At 47.5% G+C, this 25,997-nt stretch carries 27 protein-coding genes, 1 pseudogene and 1 other annotated feature; of the genes and pseudogenes, 17 read left to right on the forward strand and 11 right to left on the reverse strand.

Annotation, left to right across the window (positions count from 1 at the left end; translation table 11 throughout):
- Positions 1–46 precede the first annotated feature (46 nt).
- Together AN963_RS00865 and AN963_RS00870 are read right to left on the reverse strand one after the other, a co-directional pair.
- Complete coding sequence (locus AN963_RS00865) at positions 47–910, reverse strand: arylamine N-acetyltransferase family protein (protein WP_055742679.1); 864 nt, start codon at positions 908–910, stop codon at positions 47–49.
- Positions 911–923: 13 nt separating this feature from the next.
- Positions 924–1,880, reverse strand: a complete 957-nt coding sequence (locus AN963_RS00870; protein WP_055742680.1) for a DMT family transporter — start codon at positions 1,878–1,880, stop codon at positions 924–926.
- Positions 1,881–2,062: 182 nt separating this feature from the next.
- Here AN963_RS00870 and AN963_RS00875 point away from each other — a divergent pair, with 182 nt between their 5' ends.
- The 6 genes from AN963_RS00875 to AN963_RS00900 all read left to right on the forward strand — a co-directional run bounded on the left by AN963_RS00875 (position 2,063) and on the right by AN963_RS00900 (position 6,912).
- Positions 2,063–2,836 carry an ArsR/SmtB family transcription factor gene (locus AN963_RS00875; RefSeq protein ID WP_055742681.1) on the forward strand — a complete coding sequence of 258 codons (774 nt, stop codon included), beginning with the start codon at positions 2,063–2,065 and terminating at the stop codon, positions 2,834–2,836.
- Positions 2,837–3,093: 257 nt separating this feature from the next.
- The gene (locus AN963_RS00880; protein WP_236707848.1) at positions 3,094–3,822 is read left to right on the forward strand and encodes a YqeB family protein; all 729 of its coding nucleotides are present in this window, start codon (positions 3,094–3,096) and stop codon (positions 3,820–3,822) included.
- Positions 3,819–4,445, forward strand: a complete 627-nt coding sequence (locus AN963_RS00885; protein ID WP_055742683.1) for a TetR/AcrR family transcriptional regulator — start codon at positions 3,819–3,821, stop codon at positions 4,443–4,445. Before AN963_RS00880 ends, AN963_RS00885 begins: the two co-directional genes overlap by 4 nt.
- A 491-nt stretch (positions 4,446–4,936) precedes the next feature.
- Positions 4,937–5,845 (forward strand): hypothetical protein, encoded by a 909-nt coding sequence (locus tag AN963_RS00890; protein WP_055742684.1) that lies wholly within the window; start codon positions 4,937–4,939, stop codon positions 5,843–5,845.
- A 20-nt stretch (positions 5,846–5,865) separates the two neighbouring features.
- On the forward strand, positions 5,866–6,288 hold the full coding sequence (locus AN963_RS00895; RefSeq protein WP_055742685.1) for a VOC family protein: 423 nt from the start codon (positions 5,866–5,868) through the stop codon (positions 6,286–6,288).
- A 150-nt stretch (positions 6,289–6,438) separates the two neighbouring features.
- Positions 6,439–6,912, forward strand: a complete 474-nt coding sequence (locus AN963_RS00900) for a hypothetical protein (protein ID WP_055742686.1) — start codon at positions 6,439–6,441, stop codon at positions 6,910–6,912.
- 66 nt (positions 6,913–6,978) lie between these two features.
- On the opposite strand, the gene AN963_RS00905 is transcribed toward AN963_RS00900, so the two are convergent.
- The 7 genes from AN963_RS00905 to AN963_RS00940 form a co-directional block, all read right to left on the reverse strand.
- Positions 6,979–7,806, reverse strand: a complete 828-nt coding sequence (locus tag AN963_RS00905; protein ID WP_055742687.1) for an NAD(P)H-binding protein — start codon at positions 7,804–7,806, stop codon at positions 6,979–6,981.
- Positions 7,807–8,142: 336 nt separating this feature from the next.
- Positions 8,143–8,547, reverse strand: a complete 405-nt coding sequence (gene arsC, locus AN963_RS00915) for an arsenate reductase (thioredoxin) (protein WP_055742689.1) — start codon at positions 8,545–8,547, stop codon at positions 8,143–8,145.
- Between the two features lie 22 nt (positions 8,548–8,569).
- Positions 8,570–9,613: an ACR3 family arsenite efflux transporter gene (gene arsB / locus AN963_RS00920; RefSeq protein WP_055742690.1), complete on the reverse strand. Its 1,044-nt coding sequence runs from the start codon at positions 9,611–9,613 to the stop codon at positions 8,570–8,572.
- 18 nt (positions 9,614–9,631) lie between these two features.
- On the reverse strand, positions 9,632–10,066 hold the full coding sequence (locus AN963_RS00925) for an ArsI/CadI family heavy metal resistance metalloenzyme (RefSeq protein WP_055742691.1): 435 nt from the start codon (positions 10,064–10,066) through the stop codon (positions 9,632–9,634).
- A 68-nt stretch (positions 10,067–10,134) separates the two neighbouring features.
- Positions 10,135–10,440 (reverse strand): arsenical resistance operon transcriptional regulator ArsR, encoded by a 306-nt coding sequence (gene arsR, locus AN963_RS00930; protein WP_330218826.1) that lies wholly within the window; start codon positions 10,438–10,440, stop codon positions 10,135–10,137.
- A gap of 177 nt (positions 10,441–10,617) precedes the next feature.
- The gene (locus AN963_RS00935) at positions 10,618–11,355 is read right to left on the reverse strand and encodes a cyclase family protein (RefSeq protein ID WP_055742693.1); all 738 of its coding nucleotides are present in this window, start codon (positions 11,353–11,355) and stop codon (positions 10,618–10,620) included.
- Positions 11,356–11,363: 8 nt separating this feature from the next.
- Positions 11,364–11,894 carry a GNAT family N-acetyltransferase gene (locus AN963_RS00940; RefSeq protein WP_055742694.1) on the reverse strand — a complete coding sequence of 177 codons (531 nt, stop codon included), beginning with the start codon at positions 11,892–11,894 and terminating at the stop codon, positions 11,364–11,366.
- Between the two features lie 199 nt (positions 11,895–12,093).
- Between AN963_RS00940 and AN963_RS00945 the strand changes: the two genes are divergently transcribed.
- The 7 genes from AN963_RS00945 to AN963_RS00975 all read left to right on the forward strand — a co-directional run bounded on the left by AN963_RS00945 (position 12,094) and on the right by AN963_RS00975 (position 19,061).
- The gene (locus AN963_RS00945; protein ID WP_055742695.1) at positions 12,094–12,495 is read left to right on the forward strand and encodes a DoxX family protein; all 402 of its coding nucleotides are present in this window, start codon (positions 12,094–12,096) and stop codon (positions 12,493–12,495) included.
- A gap of 160 nt (positions 12,496–12,655) precedes the next feature.
- Positions 12,656–12,885, forward strand: a binding site (T-box leader).
- Positions 12,886–12,980: 95 nt separating this feature from the next.
- Entirely contained in the window at positions 12,981–14,534 is a 1,554-nt protein-coding gene (locus AN963_RS00950) for a 2-isopropylmalate synthase (protein WP_055742696.1), read from the forward strand.
- Positions 14,535–14,750: 216 nt separating this feature from the next.
- Positions 14,751–15,920 (forward strand): PstS family phosphate ABC transporter substrate-binding protein, encoded by a 1,170-nt coding sequence (locus AN963_RS00955; RefSeq protein ID WP_055742697.1) that lies wholly within the window; start codon positions 14,751–14,753, stop codon positions 15,918–15,920.
- Between the two features lie 188 nt (positions 15,921–16,108).
- Positions 16,109–16,300, forward strand: coding sequence for a hypothetical protein (locus AN963_RS00960; protein WP_055742698.1), 192 nt, complete (start codon positions 16,109–16,111; stop codon positions 16,298–16,300).
- A 3-nt stretch (positions 16,301–16,303) separates the two neighbouring features.
- Positions 16,304–16,519, forward strand: a complete 216-nt coding sequence (locus tag AN963_RS00965; RefSeq protein WP_055742699.1) for a hypothetical protein — start codon at positions 16,304–16,306, stop codon at positions 16,517–16,519.
- A gap of 122 nt (positions 16,520–16,641) precedes the next feature.
- Positions 16,642–18,522 carry a molecular chaperone HtpG gene (gene htpG / locus AN963_RS00970; protein ID WP_055742700.1) on the forward strand — a complete coding sequence of 627 codons (1,881 nt, stop codon included), beginning with the start codon at positions 16,642–16,644 and terminating at the stop codon, positions 18,520–18,522.
- Between the two features lie 161 nt (positions 18,523–18,683).
- On the forward strand, positions 18,684–19,061 hold the full coding sequence (locus AN963_RS00975) for a hypothetical protein (RefSeq protein ID WP_055742701.1): 378 nt from the start codon (positions 18,684–18,686) through the stop codon (positions 19,059–19,061).
- 48 nt (positions 19,062–19,109) lie between these two features.
- On the opposite strand, the gene AN963_RS00980 is transcribed toward AN963_RS00975, so the two are convergent.
- Positions 19,110–19,616 carry a DinB family protein gene (locus tag AN963_RS00980; RefSeq protein ID WP_055742702.1) on the reverse strand — a complete coding sequence of 169 codons (507 nt, stop codon included), beginning with the start codon at positions 19,614–19,616 and terminating at the stop codon, positions 19,110–19,112.
- Positions 19,617–19,837: 221 nt separating this feature from the next.
- On the opposite strand from AN963_RS00980, the gene AN963_RS00985 reads away from it, so the two are divergent.
- The 4 genes from AN963_RS00985 (at position 19,838) to AN963_RS01000 (ending at position 25,657) form a co-directional block, all read left to right on the forward strand.
- Entirely contained in the window at positions 19,838–21,445 is a 1,608-nt protein-coding gene (locus tag AN963_RS00985; RefSeq protein WP_055742703.1) for a sigma-54 interaction domain-containing protein, read from the forward strand.
- Between the two features lie 215 nt (positions 21,446–21,660).
- Positions 21,661–22,806: an iron-containing alcohol dehydrogenase gene (locus AN963_RS00990; RefSeq protein ID WP_055742704.1), complete on the forward strand. Its 1,146-nt coding sequence runs from the start codon at positions 21,661–21,663 to the stop codon at positions 22,804–22,806.
- Positions 22,807–22,820: 14 nt separating this feature from the next.
- Positions 22,821–24,221 (forward strand): hypothetical protein, encoded by a 1,401-nt coding sequence (locus tag AN963_RS00995; protein ID WP_055742705.1) that lies wholly within the window; start codon positions 22,821–22,823, stop codon positions 24,219–24,221.
- Between the two features lie 17 nt (positions 24,222–24,238).
- Positions 24,239–25,657, forward strand: a complete 1,419-nt coding sequence (locus AN963_RS01000; protein ID WP_152985634.1) for an NAD-dependent succinate-semialdehyde dehydrogenase — start codon at positions 24,239–24,241, stop codon at positions 25,655–25,657.
- A 67-nt stretch (positions 25,658–25,724) separates the two neighbouring features.
- Here AN963_RS01000 and AN963_RS01005 read toward each other — a convergent pair.
- Positions 25,725–25,997 (reverse strand): annotated as a pseudogene (locus tag AN963_RS01005) (transposase); the annotation flags it as partial.

Here is a 25,997-nt window from a genome sequence, read left to right on the forward strand (position 1 = left end):
GGAAAGCCCCAGAGGAGCGATTCCCTGGGGCCTTCCGTATGTCAATTTACGCACCTTTTGCTTTTTTCCATTCTTCGTGAAGATGTTGAACTCTCTTCCATAAATCGTCCTGTTCTTCCTTGCTGTAGGTAACCAAATGCTCCTGAAACACATCTCCCAGTACTTCGAGCCACTGTGATTTTGTGCGGAGCTCCGTTTTTTCGGTGGTGATGCCTTCCCGTTTACTCCAGATGCACCCCCTGATTTCATTGCTCCCTGTTGCATGTCTGTTTCGAACCAGAAACAGATTGATCCAAGGCGAATCTGCGGATCGGCTATAAAATTCATGTTTGGGCACGAACTCCGCCAGATTCTCCACAACCTCAGGAGCGAAATCCACCCCGACGAAGGAAGCGTGAGGATCGTGTACGAGTCGCCACCCGTTCTGTGCGACACTGGAAGGTGTGACCTGATAGTGAAAAGGACCTTGTTCGTACGAGCCCATTTGAAGCGGTAGCGGCTCATAGGGCATATCCCCTAATCCTGCATCGACGATCCAGCGTTGATCCTCTTCCTGCTCGTTAGTCAGGCTGACAGTTAAGCCGAGGTGAAAGGAATTGATCCGAGGCTCTTGCCCCATCGGTTGTACGCCGGCTCTATGCCAGGAGACCTTGTAGCCAAGCGAACGCAGAAGTTCGCCAAAAGCTCCATTCAAGTGAAAGCAATAACCACTTCTACCGCTGATTATCAGGTTGCCGGATTTTTTTGTATCAATTGGGACAGGTTTGCCGGCAACGATATCGATGGTTTGCCAGGGAATGAATTGTACGTGAGCTTTATGGATTTCGAAAAGATAGGCAAGGCTGGGGGGCTGAATGTCTGTGATCCCCAGTCTTTTTAAGTAAGCGTTCCTTTCTGTATGGGTCATCATTTGCTTTTTCACCTCATTCAAATCGTTGTGGTTGTATACGTGGCTGGGAACGAATCTTGTTCATGGATACATTCGATCCGATCACTCCTGCGATAATCAGGGCAGAGCCGAAAAGATGATACCAGGTGATGGTTTCCTGCAAAAAGATGGCTCCCGCTGCAATAGAGACAACCGTGGACAAGTTAGCGAATACGCTCATTTTGGAAGCTTCTATTTTGGAGAGGATGTAATTGGCCAGTAAAGCAGTTACGAGCTGGATAGCGCCGAGGCAGAAAATCAAAGCAAGAAATGTGCCGTTAGCGAGCGGAGCGAAGAACGCATCGACCGTGCCCGAGATGGAATGTGTGGTAAGCGAATAAACCAGCAGGGAGAGGAAAGCAGTCCCTACCATGAAACAACTGATTTCCGTGGGACTGAATTCGCGTGTGACTACACGTGCCAGAACGCTGTACCCGGCAAAGACCAAGCAAGCGAGGATGAGCAGTACGATACCCGTTGTTTGTGACAAATCAAGGCTGCTGCCTTTCATTACAAAGATGAACGAAACACCTGCTGTAGACAGAAGTATGAAGAGCTTTTGCAAAAGGGTAATGGCCTCTTTCAAAAAGAGGGAGGCAAGCGTCATCGTGGCGACTGGTGTGAAAGCGCTAATGATGCCGCCTTCCGCGGAAGTCGCGTATTGTAACCCGCAGGTTTGAAGCATAAAGTACCCGACTGGATAAAAAGATGCCAATAGCAGCAATAGATGTAGCCGCTTTCCGCGGTAATGGAGTTTGACAAGGCGAAATCCCACCGGGAAGATCATAATGACAAAGGCTGCGGCAAAACGGTACGTCAAGGTGTCGAGTGGAGCCGCGTACTGTAAGGTCATTTTGACTAGCAGAAAGGAAAGGCCGATCACGACCGCATTGAGCACAGCGAGGGAGTACGTAAGCTTTCGGGCTTTAGAACTTAACTCTTCTCTCTTCATTTCCTGCATCCTCCTGTATATGACGAATTTTGGTTGTTTGTCGCCGGCAGACAAACAATCAGTTAGGAATAACACGTGACTAAAAGGTCACTTTTAATATATGTGACTTTATGGTAACGTGTCAATCATAAACGAGGAATTTTTTGGTTTTCACCAACTTGGAATAGATGGAGGCATTTCCGATGGAGGACGAGAACGATATTTTTAAAGCGTTGGCCGATCCGAGTCGGCGCACACTGCTGGATCTGCTATACGCCTCGGATGGCCGTACTTTGAGTGATCTGTGTAACCACCTGCAGATGTCTCGTTTCGGTGTCATGAAGCATCTGCATGTTCTGGAGGAAGCAGGACTTCTGACGACTCGGAAGGTAGGCAGAGAGAAGCTTCATTATCTGAATCCGGTATCCATTCGCGAGATCTACGATAGGTGGGTGAGCAAATTCACCGAGCCGTGGATATCCGGGTTAACGTTGTTAAAAACGGAATTGGAGAGTGCACCAGCCATGGGACAAAAACCTCGTCATGTAAACCGCATTGCGATTAAATCGACTCCTGAACAAATCTGGAGCGCCTTGACCGATCCGTCGATGACCTCCAAGTATTGGTACAACGGTGCCATACGTGCAGAATGGAAAGCAGGACGCCCTTATGAGATCTGGAATCCAGAGGGGAAGGTGCAAGCAAGAGGGGAGCTTCTCGTGGTAGAGCCGCCGCGCAGGCTGGTCATGACCTGGCAGCTGCTTTCGATGGCTGAGACAGCGGGAGAGCAGCCTTCGCGTTTGACATGGGAAATTGAACCGCATGTCGAGTTCTCCGGTGTGACCCTCGTGACAGTCGTGCATGATGATTTCGAGGACGCACCGAATACGTCTCGTGTATTGGAAGCGGGGTTGCCAGTCGTATTGTCCGGAATGAAGACGTTGATTGAGACAGGATCGACTCTGGCTGGGGAATAGTCGAATAGAGTGGAAATGAATCAGCCCAACAAAGTAACGCAACCTCTAGGAAAGGTTGCGTTTTTACATTTTCAGGATGATTGTGATCGTACCAGCCAGCATGATAGATGGCTATGGAAGTTGACACGGAGAATCGTCATGCATATAATTTGATTAATCGATCAGAAAAATGAATGAATGGTCAGCTGTTGTTTAAAGCAACAGGGGATTACGGAAATGTAGGAAGATCAGGATAATGAATAAAGGAGTTAATGTCCATGTCCAAATCAAATGCTCACCTGAACGATAACCCTGTCACAGTTGTTGGGTTCACGCAGATCGTGCACATTCTCGTGCTAATAGTCCCGCCAGCTCTAGGGCTCATCCTTGGTTATTTCATACCGTCCATTGCAAAATGGGCCATTCAACTTCCTTGGATCCCCTTTCAAGGACCCCTGGAGTTGATCGCCCATTTTCATGAGAATTGGGTTGTATTCGTGACAACAATATTGGGATTGATCGCGGGTATTTGGTTAAGCGTAGAAGTAATGAAAGACAGCCTGGTAATCACTGTTTCCGATGATAAAGTAAGCCTGAAAATAAAAGGAACGGTTCAAAATATTTCACGTGTCGATGTTGCTTCAGCATTTATCGACGGTAAGAAGGTCGTCCTTCTCGGAAGTACAGGAAATGAGCTCGCGCGTGAAACGTATGAATCAGCGCCTGCAGATGTGGCTCGTGCCTTTGTCAAACACGATTATCCCTGGTTACCTACAGGAGATCCGTATGACGGTGATTACCGTCTATGGGTACCGGAGACTCCAGAATTACCGCCAGCAGTAAATGCGCTTTTAAAAGCTCGCGAGCAAGCATTGCAAAAAAAAGATGCAGAAGCTGCCAAAGAAATGTACCGGGAAGCAAGTAGAATTGGCATTGTTATCCGGAATAAAGGAATGCTTCAATACTGGAGACAAGTAGCAAATGGAACAGAGGGGGTGAAACGATGAGTGATAAAAAGAAGGCGAGTGAAAAACAGTCATTCATTGCCGAGGCGAGACGCAACCAAATCGTCGAAGCGACGATCGCTACGCTAGATGAAATAGGCTACATCAACGCCAGTTTGGCACAAATCGCCAAAAGAGCTGGAATCAGCACGGCGTTAATTTCGTACCATTTCAAAGACAAGAACGACCTGATGGACTACACGCTAGTTCGGCTGATAACCGATGTGGCCTCCTATGTATGGAACCGAATTCAAGAGGTGTCAACTTCCAGCGAAAAGCTGCGAGCCTACATAGAGGCCAGCATTGCTTACCAGGGCAATCGGCCCACGTACAACACGGCATTGATTGAGATCGTATTTCATGCCCGAACGCCTGATAATGTACCCTATTACAAGCTGAGCGACGATGAAGATGAACCCCTCAGCAGCGAGCTGAAACAGATATTGCTTGAGGGACAAGCGAATGGAGAGTTCTGCACGTTTAATGTCATGGTGATGGCTAGCGCAATTCGTGGTGCGATTGACGAGTATCTATTCAACGGAAAATTGAAAGAGGATGTCGCTCTGGACTCATACAGTTCTGAGCTCGTGAATCTGTTCGACAGGGCTGTGAGAACAGACGGCTAAGAGCCTCCTGATCTGCAAGGCTATCCGAAAAACGGAGAAAAGCAAAGCAATCGTTTCGAGGCCTCTTCCCTTTTTCAATCCAATTCGCTTGTAATCCCTATAAAAGCAAGAGGAGAGGACAACACCGTCATCGTGGATGTGAATCCATACTGGCTGCACAGTGACAGGAACGTATTCAAGGATTGCCATTCATACCGAGCAACTTGCCAATTTTATTCTAGCAGATGAATTGGCAGATTTCATCGCCATTGGCCGGCCACTGCAAGAAGATTCGTATTTCGCCCAAAAGCTGTTAGGGGACTAAAATAGAAAGGGGAAACAAAAAGCCACTTGTCAACGGTGAAAGGATTTTACCACTCTGACATGGCTTTTTTTATTTCCTATGAATTGGTATTGTTTGGATAGAGATGTCCGTTTTTTACAATTGACGACAGCAGCAGTATGGGATCATATAGGCTACATAGTGCAATCAACTGATAAGGAGGTAATGGATGAAATACCTTGATCAAAGCGGCTTGGAGACGGCACGGCAGTTCATGAAGCATCGAGCAAGACCACTCGAACAAGCGATTTATGAATATGCGTTCGAATCTGGTTCCGACGAAAAGGTGTTGAAGGAGCTCTCAGCATTTCAAAATCCGGACGGAGGATTTGGCCACGGATTGGAGCCCGATCTGCGTTGCAAGGAATCGTCTGCTTTGGCAACGACTCGTGCCCTCGAAATAGTGGGACGCATGCCTTTGTCCGATGAGAGAGCCGGAATGATTCGTAAGGCGCTTACTTACTTTGTTCATTCTTATCGGGAAGATCGGCGGGGATGGGACATCATACCCCCAGAAGCAGAAAGTGCTCCACGTGCAGTCTGGTGGAAATATGGCGTCTTTGCAGAAAACTGGGGGAACCCGAATGCGCAGATCATTGCTTTCTTTTTGGACCACCGCATGCTGGTTCCCTATGAGAAACTCGATGATCTTGTACAATCTGCAATTGATTATTTCCTCAACGAATGTGATGTAGAGGAAATGCATGAGCTGTTTTGTTACTTGCAATTGATGGAGCGCCTCGATGAATCACAGCAAGCATTACTGGATGGAAAGATGCTACGCTTTCTCGACAATTGTATTCCCTCGGATCCACAACAAAGGGAAGGATATGGAGCAGAACCGTTGCAGGCGGCCGACTCTCCAACATCAAGATATTATCCGAAATATGCAAGCTTGATTCCAGATGAGCTGGACAGACTGATTGGCAAACAAGGCGAGGACGGAGCATGGGCACCCAACTGGACATGGTACCAATACGAAGAAGAATGGCAACAGGCAAAAGAAGAATGGAAAGGCATACTCACTTTACAATCTTTGCGGACGCTACAAAATTATGACCGGTTATTTCCTATTTGAAAGGGAGGTCAAGTCTCGTTATGAAACCACGTATTACCGTGCTGACATTGGGCGTAGATGATTTGGAAAGATCGTTGAGATTCTATCGCGACGGACTAGGGCTCCCTACGGAAGGGATTGTCGGGCAAGAATTTGATCACGGTGCAGTTGCTTTTTTCGATTTGCAAGCGGGGGTGAAGCTCGCGATCTGGAATCGCAAGGATCTTGCCTATGAAACAAAGGTACCTCTGGCAGCCCCAAGCCCGACCGAACTTACGATTGGGCACAATGTCGGGAGCAAAGTGGAAGTGGATCAAGTGATGGAAGAGGCCAAAAAAGCCGGAGCGACGATCACAGATCCGGCACACGATACTTTCTGGGGTGGATACTCAGGCCATTTCCAAGATCCGGATGGACATTTGTGGGAAGTAGTCTGGAATCCTGCATGGGAGATCAACGATTGACAGTTTCTTTATAGGATCATGACGACCCTTGCCACATATGGAGGGTCTTTTTGTCGTTAAGGAATAGGCAACGAATTGCTTTGACATGAATGGATCTTCCCATTTACAGGAAGTCTATACCCGATAGGAAAACAACGTAGGAGGGATAAAATGAGAAACATCAAAGTCTTACTTACCATCTGCTTCATCCTGACATTTGGATTCGCAACATATCAACCGGCGGATGCGGCTAAACCAGTAAAAGAGCAGTCAGAGACATCGATTCCGATGCTTGCCAGCCTAAGCCAAATTTCTGCCAATCAGCTACAGGTTACCTATGACCAGCCCGTAGATCAGGCGAAAGGAATGGATCCGAAAAATTATTGGATCCAGAGTACAACCGAGCAAACGCCTACCAATATCGCAACACTCGGGATGAATGACAAGGTGAACAACAGCAATTCGTTGACTGCTGAGAAGGTTGCGATTCAAGCATCGGGCAACAATGGACAGAGCTTTGTATTGACCTTTCAACAAAACATCGCTAAAGGAAAATCCTTTAAGATGATTATTTGCTACGTAACGAGACCGGGCGCACCGCCATACAGCGGAGATAACGGGTCGGCTACTTTTATCGGTAAATAGGGACGTAACATAGCATGGAGTAGACCGTGTACGAGGGTTCTCCATGCCTTTTTATGTGGAGGAAGTTCAAGGGAGAGTAGCTGTGGAAATAAACGGTCTGATGCTTTCTTTCAGGGATGCGGTTGGGTGGCCGATTAGTTGTTCCAAATCATTTGAGATGGTGGATGTCTGAATCTTACCTAAAAATCCAAAGATCCAATGCTGCATGGCAGGGTCTTCCTGTAGAGAAATAGGCTTACCAGTCAGCTCAGACAAGGCCGATGTCAACTCAGGAAAGGTCCAGGGGTGGGTGGAAGTAAGCTCATAACTTTTGTGCTGATGTCGATCCGGCTCCGAAAGAACAGCCGCAATTCCCAAAGCAAGATCCAGACGGGAGACCGAGTTGAACATCCAATCCCCAGGGGAAACACGTAGGAAGCCTTTCGTGATCGCTGTCTGTAGATCAAGTGCTGCGACAAAATCGGTATACAAGGCATTACGGAAAAACGTATGGGGAATACCCGTAGAAAGAATGGCTCGTTCCGTAGCCAAATGGAGATGGGTAAGCGAGAGGGAGCTTTTCTCAAGAAAAGCGAAGCTCGTGTACATGAAATGCCCCACATTCGATTTATTCGCTGCTTCGATAACACGGGAATGCTGTTGGAAACGCGTATGATCATCTTGGTGTGAGCTTGAAATGAGTAACAGGTGAGAGGCTCCCACAAGCGCTTGATCAAGGGAATCAGGTTGATCGTAGTCGCAGTACCGAACGTCGACGCCGATCTCCTTGTATTCCTGCATGCTTTGAGGATCACGGACACAAGCGACGACTTGACTTGCGGGAACTTTCTTCAAGAGCTGATGGATGATGAGCCTTCCGAGCTTACCATTGGCACCTGTAATCGCTATAAGCATGTAAGATCAGCCTTTCTCAAGGGGAATTTAGTTAAGCCCTTAACTATTAAGATATAACGATTGGATTACCCCCTTTTCAATTTTTGTAATAAAGACAGTAGTTGGTTCAGCTCGCGCTCATCTAGCGCTTTCATATTTGCTTTGCTAACCTGAATTCGTTGGGCGAGCATTGACGGGAGGAGGGAACCGCCTTCCTTCATGATCTCAACCAAGGTACGAATGCGCGCACAAGCATACGAGAAGAGCTGCTCCGGAAGGGTACGGCAACCTTCATGACCAAAAAGACACATGCACGCCCCCGAGAATGCATGGGCACGTGCGGTGTGTCTTGTGAAATTACGCTCCAGTTTCCTCAAATCTTTTTATCCGTGCCCCTATTTCATCCCGAACACGTTGAAACTCCGCCCATTCTTTGCCAGCCGGGTCGTCAAATCCCCAATGGACCCGTTTTACTTGAGGAGGTGTTGTGGGACAAATAGAATCTGCATGGCTGCATAACGTTACGACGAGATCTGCTCTGTTTAGAATGTCAGAATCAATGATATCTGATGTTTGGTCGGAAATGTCTATTCCCACTTCTAGCATCGCTCGTACAGCATTCGGATTTACTCCGTGGGCTTCGATCCCAGCTGAAAGGACATTCCACGCGTCACCTAAGTATTTCTTTCCCCATCCTTCCGCCATCTGGCTACGGCAAGAATTTCCTGTGCATAAGAAGTAAATGGTTTTTTTGTTTTCCATGGTGGAGTCTCCTTATTCAAAATCATGTTGGTGATTTGTCGGAAAAGTACTTGCGTTTGAACCATAAGGCAACATGGACCAAAGCAATCATTACGGGAACTTCAACAAGAGGACCGATGACGGCAGCAAAGGCGGCACCAGAGTGGATACCAAATACACCGACTGCCACAGCGATTGCCAATTCAAAGTTATTACTGCCTGCGGTAAACGCAAGGGTCGTTGTAACCGAATAGCTTGAACCGATTCTCTTCCCCATGAAAAAAGAGAGAAAGAACATCAAGATGAAATAAATGAGGAGGGGAATCGCGATGCGCACGACATCGAGCGGTACACTCACAATGCTTTCACCTTTGATGGAGAACATGACAACGATGGTAAACAGCAAGGCGATCAGTGTGATCGGACTTATTTTGGGGATGAACACTTTTTCATACCAATGTCTGCCTCTTGCTTTTACCAGAGTGTAGCGAGTGAGCATCCCTGCAAGAAAGGGAATCCCCAAGTATATGAACACCGATTTTGCCACTTCTGCCATCGTTATGGTAACGACCGCGCCCTGGATGCCAAGCCATTCCGGAATCAAGGTAACAAAGACATAAGCGTACACAGAAAAGAAAAGCATTTGAAACACTGAATTAAATGCTACCAGACCGGCCGCATACTCTGTATCTCCTTTTGCTAGGTCATTCCAAACAATAACCATGGCAATGCAGCGTGCCAAACCAATCATGATGAGCCCGACCATATATTCCGGTTTATCTGGCAAGAAAAGGATCGCTAACAAAAACATCAAAATAGGGCCGATCACCCAGTTTTGGAGAAGTGACAGTAAAAGAACCTTCTTGTCTGTGAATACACGTCCCATCTCCTCATACCGAACCTTTGCTAATGGGGGGTACATCATCAGAATTAAACCAATGGCTAGGGGGATAGATGTCGTGCCGATTTGTAAGTGATTCAACCCGCTCGTAAAAGTCGGAAAGAAAGTCCCTACCGTAATCCCTATAGCCATAGCAAGAAAAATCCAAAGGGTCAAGAATCGATCTAAAAAGGATAGTCGTTTCATGATGCGCTCCTTTTGGCCTTAACAGCAAGTATTCTTGCGTTCATTTGAATCTACACAGCAGGATGTGGATTCGCTTTTAGAAACGTCACTGTCAGCCTTCGTGTAAAAAAACTCCCACTCATTACCGTCTGGATCCGTGACCCAAAATTTATCCTGTACTGCATAACAACATGTGGTATCCATTTCGTCACGTGCGAAAAAGCCTTCTTTTTCTAGGCGTTCTTTGTGAGCCACAATCTCTTCAGTGCTTTCAACCTGAAATCCAAAGTGATTTACTTGATTTCCACTCACGGCGTCCTGAACGTTCAACGTAAAGTTTAGCCCGGGACTTTCTAGCAAAAACTTGGCATAATCCATCTTTACCTTTACAGGATTTACTCCGAATACTTTTTGATAAAACGCGATGGACTTCTCCAGATCGGTTACGTTGATTCCCACATGAACATATTTCATTGCTGAGCCCTCCCCTATTATTTTATGTAGCATTCATCAAAAAAAATTGATATAAGGCTCAAAAAAATTTAACAGCAGCTACCTTTACCTGTTTTCCTGAAAATGCAGCAAAGCTCTTCCGATAACAGATGATTCACTTCCTCATCATTTAAGTCGTAATAGCTCCATGTACCTTTTGTCTCTTTCACAATCAGGTTGGCGTCCAGCAAAATCTTGAGATGATAAGACAGCTTGGATTGCGGCATATCAAATACTTCTGTCAGGTCGCACACGCATGTTTTCCCTCTCTGACAGAGCTCATACATAATCTCAAGACGTTTCTGATCAGCGAGAGCTTTGAATTTCTTCTCATATTGCTCCAATCTCTGCTTCATGTCGTTCATTGTATATAACCTCATTCATCAACTTTTTTTGATGTGTTTATTATAAGCATGGTTTCGTGGAAGATGCAATCATGAAATCAAAAGTGAGATTATGCTATTTTGTAAGTTGGAGGAGGGGGACCAAAAAAGCGCAGCTACTTCGGCTGCGCTTCTTTCGTATGAGAAGGATCAAGGCAAAATCGCGAACGACCGCACCGGAAATCCGGAAGCTTTTTCCGGTTTCGGAACGATATTGACGATGATAGCCCCCTTGGGTGGAAGCTGGTCAAGGTTGGTCAAAAGCTCGACTTGGTATGTGTCTTGCTCGAGCACGTAATACTCGCCCAGCAAGGCTCCGTTTTTCTGATAGTCCAGACTTGCATCGGTATCAAACGTTTCGTGACCGACTGCTTTGATCTTTCGCTCTTCAAACAAAAATTGCAAGGCAGCGAGAGACCAACCGGGAGCGTGATTTTGGCCATCTGCGTCTTTGTTGTTAAACGCTTCGACATCTGGCCAGCGTTTGCTCCAATCCGTGCGAAGGGCAACGAATGTGCCTTCTTCGATCTCACCGTGTTCGGCTTCGAATTGCAGGATGTCTTCTACGCTAAGCGAGTAGTCGTTATTTTCTTCTGCTTCTTTTGATTTATCGATGACGACGAGTGGCAATACCAGTTCCTTCAGCTCGATTTCGTCCAAGTAGCGCTTGCCCCGGACGAAGTGGATCGGTGCGTCCAGATGCGTGCCATATTGACCTGCAAAGGTAAAGCTTTGGGCAAAAAAGCCATCGTCATGACTGAACAAGGTCTTGAAAGTGGCACCATCAAAGGCAGAAAAATGCGGGGATTCTGGACCGAAAGTGTGTGTCAGATCGACCCATTGTTTTTCCTTCAGCAGCTTCAGGGCACGAAGCAATTCGTTCATCATTGCTCACCTCATCTTGATTTTCGTAAAACCGTTATAAAGCCATCCAAGATTTCATGACTGACGGAAAATCCTTTGCGCTTATAGAATTCCAGGGCGTCATTATTGCCATTTGAGACATAAATGAAGTAATCATCGACATCATCAAATTGTTGCAGCCATTCCATTGACATGTGGAAAAGTTTCGATCCAACCCCGTACTGTCTATACTCTTCTTTTATGTAAAATTGCGATAAACAACCTGCGTTCTCCCTGTTAACAGAAGAGAGGTCAAAAAATGTAGCAAATGCGTTTGAGTAGGCTTCTTTAGGAGAGATGTTGGAATAGACATAACCTATGATTTTATCTTCATCTTTCACTACCACAATATAATTGTGTAGGGCACTTTTTACAGAAGGAACCATCCGTGTGTCAAAGTTCATGCTGTCAAACAATTCGGGTCGTATGCATGATCTTGACTTTTGAAAGACCATAAGTTCATTACATAGATCCCTGCAGTATTCGATGTCATCTTCCGATATGATTTCGTATTGCAAATCCATAGCTATCCCTCCCTTTTCTCTATCATTCGATTTCCAGTATCAGGATTCCTACCTGTGTGAGCGCCAGTATCAATCATGACGTCATGTCAGGTAGAGGAGAAAAACCGCAATCGAAAAGAAGCGTCTGCCTCTGATTTTTATTACGATGAACGTATAGCAAAAGGTGCGAGCTCGCTCGAAGAAAAGAGGAGGAAATACAGTGAGGGATACGATGTCAAAAGGCAAGCTTTGGACGGCACGAATCATGTCCGGACTGGTGATCTTGTTTATGTTGTTTGATAGCATCATGAAATTTGTCAAACCTGCTCCTGTTGTGGAAGGAACCTTGGAGCTTGGCTATTCCGAGCATCATATTGTGGTGATTGGCGCTCTCGGCTTACTGTCGACTCTGTTTTATCTGATTCCGCGTACTACTTTTTTCGGGGCTGTGTTACTGACAGGGTATTTTGGAGGCGTCATCGCAACCCATATTCGCATGGATGCCCCGTTGTTTACCCACACATTATTCCCCGTGTATCTGGCTGTATTGATGTGGGGAGGCATTTGGCTAAGACATGAAAAAGTCCGCAAGCTCGTACCATTTGCAAAGAGTGAAGGGTGATTGAGCGATGGGGGAAGTATACCTTGGGGCTATTAGGGACGAAGGTCTATCCGAATGGTGTTGTGGAAATGCATTATCAAAGAAATGAGTGATCACGGGTTTGGGAATAGGTGGTTGACAGCATCGAAATCATGACCTATAATTTGCAATAATCTAATAATTAACTGTTGCGATTAGAAATAGTAGATCTGAATCGAACTTGCAGAGAGCCGTTGGTTGGTGCAAAACGGCAGTATCGATCATTTCGAACTCGTCTATGAACTGCTGCCTGACAATGTAGGGTAAGCCGGAATTCCACCGTTACAGGGATAGATGGTGATGGCCATCGAAAGAGCTCATTTCGAATGAAATGAAGTAGAGTGGTACCGCGAGTTCAACCTCGCCTCTATACGTAGAGGCGGGGTTTTTTTAGTTGGCTAAAGTGCGGGTTTAACCAACCCCGCTTGAACATATAGATAACCAGTACTGTGGAGGAGGAATGGAAGATGAATGGAAAAATTATCATGCTAGATACGACCTTGAGGGACGGGGAACAAGTCCCTGGCGCCAAACTGAACGTCCATCAAAAGGTGGAGTTCGCACAGCAATTGAAACGGCTGCAGGTGGATATGATTGAAGCAGGATTCCCTGCATCTTCGGAAGGTGACTTTCAAGCCGTACAAGAAATTGCCCGCAGTGTAGGGGATGCCGTATCCATTACCGCTCTGGCTCGTGCTGTGAAAGGCGACATCGACGCCGTATACAACAGTATCAAGCTCGCGCAAAATCCGTTCATTCATATCGTTCTAGGTACTTCGGATATTCATGTGGAAAAGAAGTTCAACCGTTCCAAAGACGCTGTCTTGCAGCAAGGCGTCGATGCAGTTAAATACGCGAAAACCTTGATGCCTCACGTGCAGTATTCCACCGAGGATGCGTCACGTTCGGAATTTGAATATTTGTGGGAAACGATCGAAGCCGTCGTCAAGGCAGGCGCGACGATCATCAACGTGCCGGATACAGTGGGTTATGCAGTGCCTGAGGAATTCGGAGAGCTGATTCGCAAAATTAACGATCGACTCAAAAACCTCAACCCGGATGTGATCTTGAGTGTGCATTGCCACAACGATCTCGGTCTTGCGACAGCAAACACGCTCGCGGCGATCAAGAATGGTGCGCAAAAAGTAGAATGTACCATAAACGGGTTGGGCGAGCGCGCGGGCAATACCTCATTGGAGGAAGTCGTGATGGCACTCAAAGTGCGGGAAAATTACTTCCAGAGCGGAACCAACATCAAGACGACGGAGCTCCTCCGTACTTCCCGATTACTTACGTATTTGACCGGACTCGACGTCCAGGTGAACAAAGCGATTACCGGCGACAATGCCTTTGCCCATTCTTCCGGCATCCATCAGGACGGACTGCTGAAGGATAAACAAGTGTACGAGATTATGTCTCCTGAAGAAGTCGGTGCCGACAGCATGGAGCTGATCTTGACGGCACGTTCCGGTCGCCACGCCTTCAAGAATGCAGTGGAAAAGATGGGCTTTGATACAAGCGATGCAGAAGAATTTGAAGAGCTGTTTGAAAAGTTCCTCACACTCGCAGATGCGAAAAAAGAAGTGTACGATCACGATGTGTTCTATCTGGTGACCAATCACCGCACACTGGATACACGCGATAGCCATTTGTACGAATTGGAATCCTTTCAGGTCGTGACCAATGACATGTATCCGACAGCTACCGTGAAGTTGAAAAGAGGCACAGAGATCTTCAAGGAAAGTGCCGTTGGGGATGGCCCGATCGATGCCCTGTACAGTGTGATCAAAACATTGGTGGGATTGGATGTAGAGCTGAAGGATTACAAAATCAACAGCATGTCCCGAGGGAAAGAAGCCATCGGTCGAGTCAACATCCGAATCGAATATCAAGGCAAAACATACTCGGGTCGTGCGATGGACACCGATATCATCAAGGCGAGTGCCATGGCGTTCCTGAACGGGATCAATGCCGTGATCCTGGATGTAGCAAACGAGAGCCTGAGCCTCGTTCAGCAATAAGCCCGAGAATGGGGCCGAATACGGCTTCCATCTTTGGCTACATGGCAGCGAAAGGCAGCTTTGCTTATCAGGCGGCAAAAGCAGCTGTCGTCATGGACAAAGTCTGCAACACCGAAAGCTCTATGTGCATGAGCTTTCGGTTTTTTTGCTGTTATTTCCTAAAAGATTCCAAATTTTGTATAATGGGGAGCGTGAATATCGAAAGGAGAGGAGCCATTGAAACGAAGTGTTGTCGCGAGAGCAATAGATTTTATCTTCATTGCGGCCGGTCTCACTTTTGTCGGATGTGTAGTGTTGATTGTGACTTTGCTGTTTGGCGGAGAAAAGTTTTACACACCGCTTACGGCAGTGATAACTGTGGCGATCATTGTATTCATTGGAGTAGGAATGTTCACGCCGACTCGGGAGCAGATCTTGTACAGATCGGTCATTGGCTTTTTTGTCCTCTGCGGCTTGACGGTCGCCGGCTATGAAGGGTTCAAAATCTATGAGGCCAATATCCCGCAAGTGAGTGAACAGGATGTAGATCTGCAAGAATACATGCCTTTCGCCGAACAGACAAAAGCAAAAAGACTCGATCAGCCGTCAACTCTGACGCTGCAGGGCGATTTGCCCAGATTGGATGGAGCCACTGCGCTGTATCCTTTGTACTCGGCATTTGCACAAGCGGTTTATCCGAAAAAAGCGTACGATTTGTATGGAAGCGAGGTCATGGGCAATACGACTCCGGACGCTTACGAGAATCTGATCGATGGAAAAGTGGATATCATTTTTGTAGCTGGTCCATCAGAGCAGCAGCTCGAGGACGCAAAGGAGAAGGGAGTAGAGCTAAAGCTGACGCCGATTGGAAGGGAGGCATTCGTCTTTTTTGTAAATGCCGCGAATCCGGTGAAAGGACTCTCAACCGAGCAGATTCGTATGATCTATTCAGGAACGATCACCAATTGGTTACAGGTCGGAGGCAAGCCGGAAACGATCCGTGCCTTTCAACGACCTGAAAATAGTGGAAGCCAGACGATGCTGGAAAAGGTCATGGGGACGTATCCACTGATGCCTGCACCCGAGGACGATATCGCTTCAGGGATGGGCGGAATCATCAGTCGAACCGCCGATTACAAAAATTACGATAATGCCATCGGCTACTCTTTCCTGTACTTTGCTACAGAGATGGTCCAAAACGGAAACATCCGCTTGCTGGAAGTGGACGGGGTAAAGCCGGACAAGACCACGATACGTAACCGGACGTACCCGCTATCCGCTGAATTTTATGCCGTAACAGCAGGCAGCGACAATCCGAACGTAGAGCCCTTCATTCAATGGATCCTCTCGCCACAGGGGCAATCGCTCGTAGAAAAGACTGGATACACAACACTGCGTGACTCATAATGGCAACTGGAACAACCAGCTGCTGAAAAGCTGTACATGTACCACGCCCTGTGGACAGCCAACAGACGAATACCGTTCACCTGACAGAGAGGCAACATTACAATCTGGTCTGTAAGGGTATTTTAAGTTAGGAGCGGGTTTGCTATGATGTGGGAATGAAATTGTAATCAAAAGGATGGAAGAAACGAATGAAAAAGAAAATGGTACTCGTACTCGACGTAGACGTAAATCAAGATGTAGATATGCAAGTGCTGGCAGATGCGATGTCAAAAGCAATCGGAACCGTAGACGAGATCGTGCTGCATGATGTCGTTCTGTTTGACAATGACGAATCCAGCGCGGATAAATGGGTCGCGAATCTGGAAAAGAGTCCGAAGTAAAAGATGAAAAAAATTAGTAGCGGGAGTGTCCTCGGCAAAGCCTATTTCCTCTCCTATCTCCAGTTGGTTATGAAGTCCAGGGGCTTTGAGTTGGAGCAGGCGACCGCCTATACGTTGCATACCTTTTTTCAAGGCGATCTCTGCGCGTTTGGGCAACAAACCTACGAAAACTACCTGAGTGCGGTTGATGAGCTAAGAGAAGCTCAACGACCGTATTGACAGAAAAAAACAGGACTGCTATAAAAAATAGTGAGTAGCACTCGCTGATCGAGAGTGCTAAATCCTTGTGTTTCGACGATCATACATAAGTAATACCTGTCAAATAGAAGGGAGAGATACGAATGGAAAAGAAGCAGTTTCAAGCCGAATCCAAGCGCCTCTTGGAAATGATGATCAACTCCATTTATACCCAAAAGGAAATCTTTTTGCGTGAGCTGATCTCGAATGCCAGTGATGCGATTGACAAGATGTACTATAAAGCGCTAACAGATGATAGCCTCGTTTTTGACAAAGACAGCTACTACATCAAAGTGATCGCGGATAAAGAAAACCGGACACTGACCCTGCGGGATACCGGGATCGGCATGACGCCGGAGGAGCTGGAAAGCCACCTCGGGGTTATCGCCAAGAGCGGCTCGCTGGCGTTTAAAAAAGAAAACGAAGCGAAGGATGGCCACACGATCATCGGGCAATTCGGGGTTGGATTCTATTCGGCCTTTATGGTTGCCGATGTGGTGACAGTAATCAGCCGCGCGGTTAATAGTGACACGGCGTACAAGTGGGAATCTACAGGAGCGGACGGCTACACGATCGAATCGGCTGTTAAAGACTCCGTAGGGACCGACATCATCCTGAAGATCAAGGAAAACACCGAGGATGAGAACTACGACGAGTATTTGGACGAGTACCGTCTCAAAGCAATCATCAAGAAGTACTCGGACTTCATCCGCTATCCGATCAAGATGGACGTGGTGACCAGCAAGCTCGTAGAAGGCAGCGAGAGCGAATACGAAGAGGTTACCGAAGAACAACGCATCAACAGCATGGTGCCGATCTGGCGCAAAAACAAAAGCGAGCTGACCGACGAAGATTACGAGCAGTTCTATATGGAGAAGCGGTACGGATTTGACAAGCCGCTCAAGCATATCCACATCAGTGCGGACGGGGCCGTCGTGTATCAGGCGATTCTCTTTATCCCGGAGAACATTCCGTTTGATTTCTACTCCAAGGAGTATGAAAAGGGCCTGGAGCTGTATGCCAATGGTGTCCTGATCATGAACAAATGCGCTGATTTGCTCCCCGACTATTTCAGCTTCGTCAAAGGGATGGTCGATTCGGAGAGCTTGTCGCTCAACATTTCGCGGGAGATGCTCCAGCATGACCGCCAACTGAAGCTGATCGCCAAAAATATCGCCAGCAAGATCAAGAATCAGCTCCAAAGCATGCTGAAAAATGAGCGTGAGAAATACGAGCTATTTTATCAAGCGTTTGGCAGACAGCTGAAATTCGGCGTGTACAGCGACTATGGCATGAACAAGGATGTGCTGCAGGATCTGCTCCTGTTCACTTCTTCCAAAGATAAAAAGCTGGTCACTCTCGATGAATACGTGTCGAGAATGCCGGAAGATCAGAAGTATATCTACTACGCCTCCGGAGAGTCGAATGAGCGAATCGAAAAGCTCCCGCAGACCGAGCTCGTCTCTGAAAAAGGCTATGAAATCTTGTACTTTACAGAGGATATCGATGAGTTTGCCATCAAGATGATCCAGACGTACAAGGATAAAGAGTTTAAATCCGTTTCGAGCGGCGACTTGGGCATCGAGGAAGATGACAGCCAAAAGAGCACAGATGTGGAGAACGAAGAAAACAAAGAGCTGTTCGATTACATGAAAAACCTGCTGGCTGGCAAGGTGAGCAATGTGAGAGCGTCCAAACGCTTGCGGTCCCACCCGGTATGCTTGACTACCGAAGGGGACATCACGATCGAGATGGAAAAAATCTTGAATGCCATGCCAAACAACCCAAATGTAAAAGCCGATAAGGTGCTGGAGATCAACGTCCATCACGAGGTGTTCCAGTCATTGAAAAACGCGCTCGCTACCGACAAGGAAAAGCTGGATCTGTATACCGCACTGCTGTACAATCAGGCGCTCTTGATCGAAGGCTTGCCGCTTCAGGATCCAGTCGATTTTACGAACGATATTTGCAAGATCATGGTATAAAGCCAAACAAGGATGCTGCCCGTAGATGGGAAGCATCCTTGTTTTAATGTGGGTGACCATGATTTGAGTGAAAGGGAACGCAACAGACTTTTGAAGGTAGTCGTGCAGAGTGAATAGGTGTAAAATTCTGGATATACAATGCGCCGTGGAGGGAACCAGTAGTGGAGGATCAAAAACAGGGATACGACCGATTGACTCTTAAGTATATAAAAATTTCTGCTTACATGAAATTATGTGTAACCGCAGGAATTGCGTTTGGACTCCTAATGGGTGTCTTTCAGTTCGCGATGACCCTGCTTAATTGGACTGCTCAAGCTACCCAAGCAAGCTTTGGAAGCATCTCACTTACGGGTATTCCTGCTGCAATCCTGATCTTGATTTTCATACCGCTCAGGTATGGATTTTTCGGTGTTATTTTTAGCATGATCTCGTACTTTCCCATGATGTTTTTACTCCGGAAAATAAAAGGGATTACGCTGGAAGGGGTATTCGAGGGAGAAGAAGCAAAAAAGGAGGAAGGAGTTAGCAAGGATAGCTAACCGCCCATTCCTCCGTCATCATTGCCTGCTTGGAGCGATCCGGCAGACCTACTCTTTCGCATACCAGTACAAGGCATATTCCGTCATCGTGGAAGCGTGGCCCATCTGGCGGAGCATGGCCGTTATATTACCGCGGTGGTATGTACCATGATTGACAATTTGCAGAATGATTTCCGCGTAGCTCGTATCGCGTACGCTTGCGTAAGGGTTGTCGAGGACGATCGTTTGCTCCAAATCGGGATGCTCACGGATGAATGCCTGATAGCCCAGGGACACCTCGTGGTACAAAGCTTCCAGTTCTTCGAGACTCGTTGCTTCCAGCTGCGGTGTCCGTGAATGAGTAGCTGTCATGGCTTCATTCATACTCGTTCCAGAAAGAATGCTTAGCCACGTAAAATCCACTAAATAGATGTGAGCGAGTGCTTTTGAAATGGTTGGAAAGACACTATGAATTTCCTGCGTGTAAAGCTCTCGAGGTAATTGCTTCAAGTGATTGATCATAGTTTGGTTTGCCCAGACGTGAAAGTCGTACATCGTTTCCGGATGATTTGCCATGAGTATCGTCCTCCTATCATTTGATATTTTTATTGTATAGCGTGTTCCCTGACAAATGCTGTCAGGGGATATTTTTATTTTCAATATCAGGGATGGAGCCTTTGTATCCGCAGATGTTTCACTAGATCTTCGATATGAAAACGTGAATCGATAAGTGTACAATAATAAGCATGAGATAAACGTGGTATACGTGTCATTCATGACAACTAGGAGAGTAGAACATGCATCCATTGCACCCGTCGATGACGGTAGAAGAAGCAGTCGCTTATTTTTCTCCAGGTAGGGCGGAAGTCCAAGAGGTATATAGCGAAGCCAACGAGTTCATCGGATATTTGACGATCGAGTCGATCTCTCTTGCCATGCAGAGAGGGGAGCTGACGAGGCCGATTCGCGAGTTTGTGGTTCCTGAAGTCTCCTTGCACGATCAGGAGCATCACGCCAGTTCGCAATCACAGCTTCATGCTTTTTTTCAGAGTCCCATTTGCCGGATCATCTTCAATTCGCTGTACGACGGTGTTTACATCACGGATGGAATGGGGATTACGCTGTTTATTAATCAGGCGTATCAGCGAATTACCGGAATCAGCGAGGACGAAGTAAAAGGCGTGCACATGGATCTGCTGATCAAGCAAGGGATTATCTCGGTATCGGCATCGTTGGAAACGATTCGGACCAAGCGGCCAGTGACCCTCATCCAAACCATTCGCAATGGAAGGAAGATCATTGTTTCGGCGACTCCTGTCTTGTCATCGTCGAAAGAAATCTTGTACGTCATCAGCAGTGTACGGGATATCACAGAGCTGATTCGTCTGAAGCATGAGCTGGACAGTCAAAAGCTATGGAGACAAACCTTGCAAAAAGACGCGCAGTTCCCCAATGACCTCGGGCTGGAAAATGTCGTGATCGGCCCCGCTACCCATTCTTTGTTTCAATTGGCGGAAAAGGTAGCCAAGACAGACGCGAAGGTTCTCTTGCAAGGCGAGACGGGTGTCGGAAAAAGCATGATCGCGAAGTTCATCCATTCCCGAAGTGCGCGGAGCGGAGAAATCTTTATGGAGCTGAACTGTGCGGCGATTCCTGGACATCTGGTCGAGGCAGAACTTTTCGGGTATGAGCCGGGTTCTTTTACGGGAGCGCTCAAGAGTGGGAAAGTGGGAATCCTGGAGAGTGCACATCGAGGGACGCTGTTTTTAGATGAGATCGGAGATTTGCCTCTCGAGCTCCAAGTGAAGCTGTTGAAGGTCGTGGAAGAAAATCAGTTCATGCGTGTAGGCTCCACGGAAATACGGCACGTAGATGTACGAATCATTACTGCGACGCATCGGGATTTGGCGACTCTCGTGAGGGAAGGCTTGTTCCGCGAAGACCTGTACTATCGACTCAACATCGTTACCTTCGATGTGCCTCCCCTACGGCAGCGAAAAGAGGAGATCGTCCCACTGCTCGAGACGTATTTGGGGAAGTTCAACGAAAAGTACAAGGAAAACAAGACGATGACCTTGGAATGCTACGAGTGGTTGACCAACTATCAGTGGCCGGGCAACATCCGGGAGCTGGCGAACCTCGTGGAGCGGCTCATCGTGACTACCTATCACGATTCGATCGATGTAGGTGATTTACCGTCTTTTATTCAGCAAGTGTTTCCACTGTCAGAGCCAGCCTCCCTCAAAGAAGCAGTCGCAAGGCTGGAGCGCTCCATGATCGCAAAAGCCATCCACTCGCACGGCACGACGAGAGCGGCGGCAGAGGCATTAGGTATCAGTCAGAGTGCGATTGTCCAAAAAATGAAGAAGCTCCAGATGCGAGTAGAAAACGAATCGAACGAGTAATTTTGATTCGATTTCTACTCATTTTTCTTATTGGTAGACGGCAGTATTGTCCAGTCATCTTTCAAGGCGATGGCACAGAGCTAGTGCTAGCAACCGAGGCGGGGCTTCGGTTTTTATAGGAGCGCTTTCATAAAATCCATAAAACGTTCACGAAATCTCTGGGTTGGCACGGAAGTTGCGTAAAGATTGCAGCATAGGTGAAAGGAGAGAACAACATGAACATTTCAACATTTGCTGCAGCAAACAAACTAGTAACAGGACGTGATTCTCTACAACAGCTTCCGGAAGAGATGGCTCGACTGGGTGTGCAACGACCTCTGATTGTAACAGACAAAATTTTGATCCAAGCAGGCGTGGTTGCACAAGTGGAAGAACTGCTTCCGATGAAAGCGGGTATTTTCTCGGATGTAAATCCAGAGCCGGAAATTGAAATCGTGGATCAATGCGTTCAGCTCATCCGCGAAGGCAATTATGATGGACTGATTGCCGTTGGTGGCGGTAGTGCGATCGATATCGCTAAAGCAGCGTCCGTGATGGCAACGAACGAAGGCAACATCGAGCTTTACTTTGGTACCAACCTGGTCAAACAGCCTGGACTTCCGCTCATTGCGATTCCAACCACAGCAGGAACTGGTTCCGAAGTGACCAATATTTCGATTTTATCCGACACTCGTGAGCAAGTGAAGAAAGGGATTGTAAGCCCTTACTTGCTGCCAAACGTCGCGATTGTTTCCCCGATCATGACCTTGACTTGCCCGCCAAGCGTAACCGCTGCGAGCGGAGTGGATGCCTTGGTCCATGCGGTAGAAGCATACATTTCCAAATTTGCTTCCCCAGTCACCGATGCATTGGCGATCGGCGCGATGAAGCTGATTGCGGTTCATTTGCCAAAAGCGTATGCTTGCCCGGACAATATCGAGGCGCGTGAAGCGATGATTACGGCTTCCCTCATGGCTGGACTGGCCTTCGGTAACGCTGGTGTAGGGGCTGTTCACGCGCTGGCGTATCCACTGGGCGGACGTTTTCACATGGCACACGGTGTGAGCAACTCTCTTCTGTTGCCGTACGTAATGAAGTGGAACAAGATTGCTTGCCTGGAAAAACTACGTGATGTAGCGGTAGCTCTGGGTGAAAATGTAGATGGCAAAAATGCCGATCAAGCAGCAGAAGCAGCGATTGAAGCAATGACGCGCCTGTGCCGTTATGTAGAGATTCCACAATCCTTGCGCGAATTTAACATTCCAGAATCAGCCGTGGTCGAAATGGCAGAAGAAGCTATGAAGCAGACTCGCCTCTTGAAAAACAATCCTCGGACCTTGCGGAAGAAAGACATCGAAGACATCTATAGAGCAGCATACTAAGAGGGGGAAGTTTCATGAAGTGGAAGCAGCGCAAGGAAGGTGCGGAAACACCTTACATCCCGGCTGGCCCGTTTAAGCTCCGCTTGCCGTTTGTTCATTACCGTTTTGAATGGCCTGATTATGTTCAAGGGCTGTTCATGTGCGCGGTAGATTTGGGTGCGATTACCCTCTTGGCGGACCATCTGGGAATGCCTTTTGAAGTCGGTCTGGCCATTGTTATTTTAAATGGATTCATGTACTTGCTGCATCATCTGCTCGGTGACCCTGTCATTCCGGGCTGGATTACTCCGGCGATTCCCTTGATTGTTCTGTTCGTGGAGCAATTCCCAGAAGGACCGGATCGCATCTATGCGTTAATCGCCTTCCAGTTAAGCCTCGGTATCTTATCCGTCTTACTCGGGGTAACAGGGCTGGCAAAGAAAGTTGTAAACTTCGTGCCGAATGCGATCAAGTCAGGGATTATTCTCGGGGCTGGTATCGGTGCGATTACATCTATCTTTGAAAAAGGCGGGAAGTTTGATGTGTTCCCGTATACGATTGCGATTTGTATCGGTTTTTGTTTCTACCTAGTCTTTTCCAAACATTTTGAAGCACTCAAGCTAAAAGGCAAGGGTTGGGCAGTGATCGGAAACCTAGGTATTTTGCCTGCCATCCTGCTCGCCGTTTTCGTAGCACCGATTTTTGGGGAAGCGAAGTGGCCAGACATTCAATGGGGTTTCAGTAAGCCTGACTTTGCTACCCTGTGGTCGCAATATACCGTGTTTGGTCTCGGTCTACCGTCCTTTTCGTTCTTCCTGACTGCCCTTCCTGCTGTTTTTGCTACTTATCTGGTAGTGTTTGGCGACGTACTAAAAACGAAAGCGCTTTTATCTGAATCTGATACCGTGCGTGCCGATGAAAAAGTAGATTACAATGCAGACAGAGCGCACATGATCTTTGGTAGTCGCAACATCCTGATGAGTATCATCGGTCCTGACATTACCATGTGTGGTCCACTGTGGGCAGCGATGCAAGTCGTTGTCGTAGAGCGTTTCAAAAAAGGGAAGAAAGCGATGAACTCCTTCTTTGGGGGAGCGGGATCTTTCCGTTGGGGAACAAACACCGGGCTGCTCTTGCTGCCGATCGTAAGTCTAGTCCAGCCGATTTTGGGTGTAGCCGTGGCTTTGACTTTGCTGGTGCAAGGGTATGTAAGCGTTCGGATTGGCGTCATGCAGGCGCGCAGTCAGCGTGACCTTGGAATTGCGGGTGTCGTGGGTGCCGTTCTCGTTATCAAAGGTGCTTCGATGGCTTTTGCAGCTGGGATCTTGCTTTGTGTCCTGCTTTACGGTAAAGATTGGTTACGTGGGGAAAAAGAAAAACTGTTTGTAGCGAATGAATCAGAGAAATCAGAACTAAAGGAGGAGAAAGCATCTTGAAAAAAACAGACTTGAACATGGGGATGTATGTGAATGGAGAATGGGTACAGCTCGATAAAAGCATTCCCGTACTAAACCCTGCTACGCTGGAAACAGTGGGTAGCGTGCCGGATGCAACGGCTGTCGACGCAAAAAAAGCGGTAGATGCTGCGCATGAAGCATTCAAGACCTGGTCGAAAACGACAGCCTATGAACGGGCTGCTCTCCTGGAGCGTTGGCATCAAGTGATCGAATCCCGTCTGGACGAGATCGCGTTGGTCATGACTTTGGAGCAAGGCAAGCCACTCGCCGAAGCAAAAGGCGAAGTGCAATATGCGAACAGCTATATCAAATGGTACGCGGAAGAAGCAAAACGGATTTACGGGGAGACCATCCCGGCATCTTCTGGTTCCAAGCGTATCCTAGTGCAAAAACAGCCAGTCGGTGTCGTGGCGGCGGTGACTCCGTGGAACTTCCCGGCAGCGATGATCGCTCGCAAAATTGCACCAGCGTTGGCAGCCGGTTGCACGACTGTTTCCAAACCAGCGGAGCAGACTCCACTGACTGCGCTTTTGCTTGCCGAATGCGCGCATGAAGCGGGAATTCCGGCAGGGGTCATCAACATTTTGACGACCTCCAATGCGGGTGAACTGGTAGACGTGTGGATGGAAGATTCCCGCGTGAAGAAAATCACCTTTACCGGATCTACACCAGTGGGCAAAATGCTGATGAGAAAAGCGGCAGATACCGTGAAAAAAGTATCGCTGGAGCTGGGTGGATTGGCTCCGTTCATCATTGCTGAGGATGCGAATATCGCGGAAGCCGTCAAGGGCTTGATGCTCTCGAAATTCAGAAACGCAGGGCAAACTTGCATTTGCGCCAACCGCGTGTACGTTCATGAAAATGTGAAAGACGAATTCTTGGATGCCTTCACGAAAGCCGTAGTAGCTCTGCGCGTGGGGAATGGAACCGAGGCGGGTGTGGAAGTAGGTCCGTTGATCGACGACCGTGCTGTGAAAAAAGTGCAGCATCAAATCGACGATGCCTTGTCTAAGGGCGCTACCTTGCATGGTGAGCCAATCCTCGAAGGAAGCACCGGCTACTTCATGAAACCGGTCGTTCTCTCAGGCGTCACCGACGAAATGGTGTGTATGCAGGAAGAAACGTTTGGACCGATCGCGCCTGTCAGCACGTTCTCGGATGATCAGGAAGTAATCGAGCGTGCGAACAATACTCCGTTTGGCTTGGCGGCGTATGTATTTACCCAATCATTGACCAAAGCGTTCTATTTCTCTGAAAATCTGGAGTACGGCATCGTCGGAGTCAATGATGGTGGCCCGTCTGTGGCACAAGCTCCATTTGGCGGAATGAAAGAAAGCGGTTTGGGACGTGAGGGTGGTCACCACGGAATCGAAGAGTATTTGGAAGTGAAATACGTCTCTGTGGCGCTCATTTAAATAAGGTAGAAGAAAAGCAGCCTCGGCATCTCTGAAGTGACCCCTAAAAGTTAGACATGTAATGTAATTAAGCGACATGTAAGGTTTGAGTTCGGTATTGTACCGGACTCAAGCCTTTTAATTTTGTCTTAATTCGTTTGAAGTTATAATAGTCGATGTAGTTTGCTAACTCTTGCTTAAAATGTTCAATACTCTCAAATTCTTGTGTATATAAAAATTCCGATTTGAGGATACCAAAAAAGTTCTCCATTACGGCATTATCATAACAATTTCCTTTTCTCGACATACTCTGGGTGACGTTCTTTTCTTTTAAGGCGTGCTGGTACTTAGCGGAAAAGGT

The organism is Brevibacillus choshinensis (assembly GCF_001420695.1).
GTDB lineage: Bacteria > Bacillota > Bacilli > Brevibacillales > Brevibacillaceae > Brevibacillus > Brevibacillus choshinensis.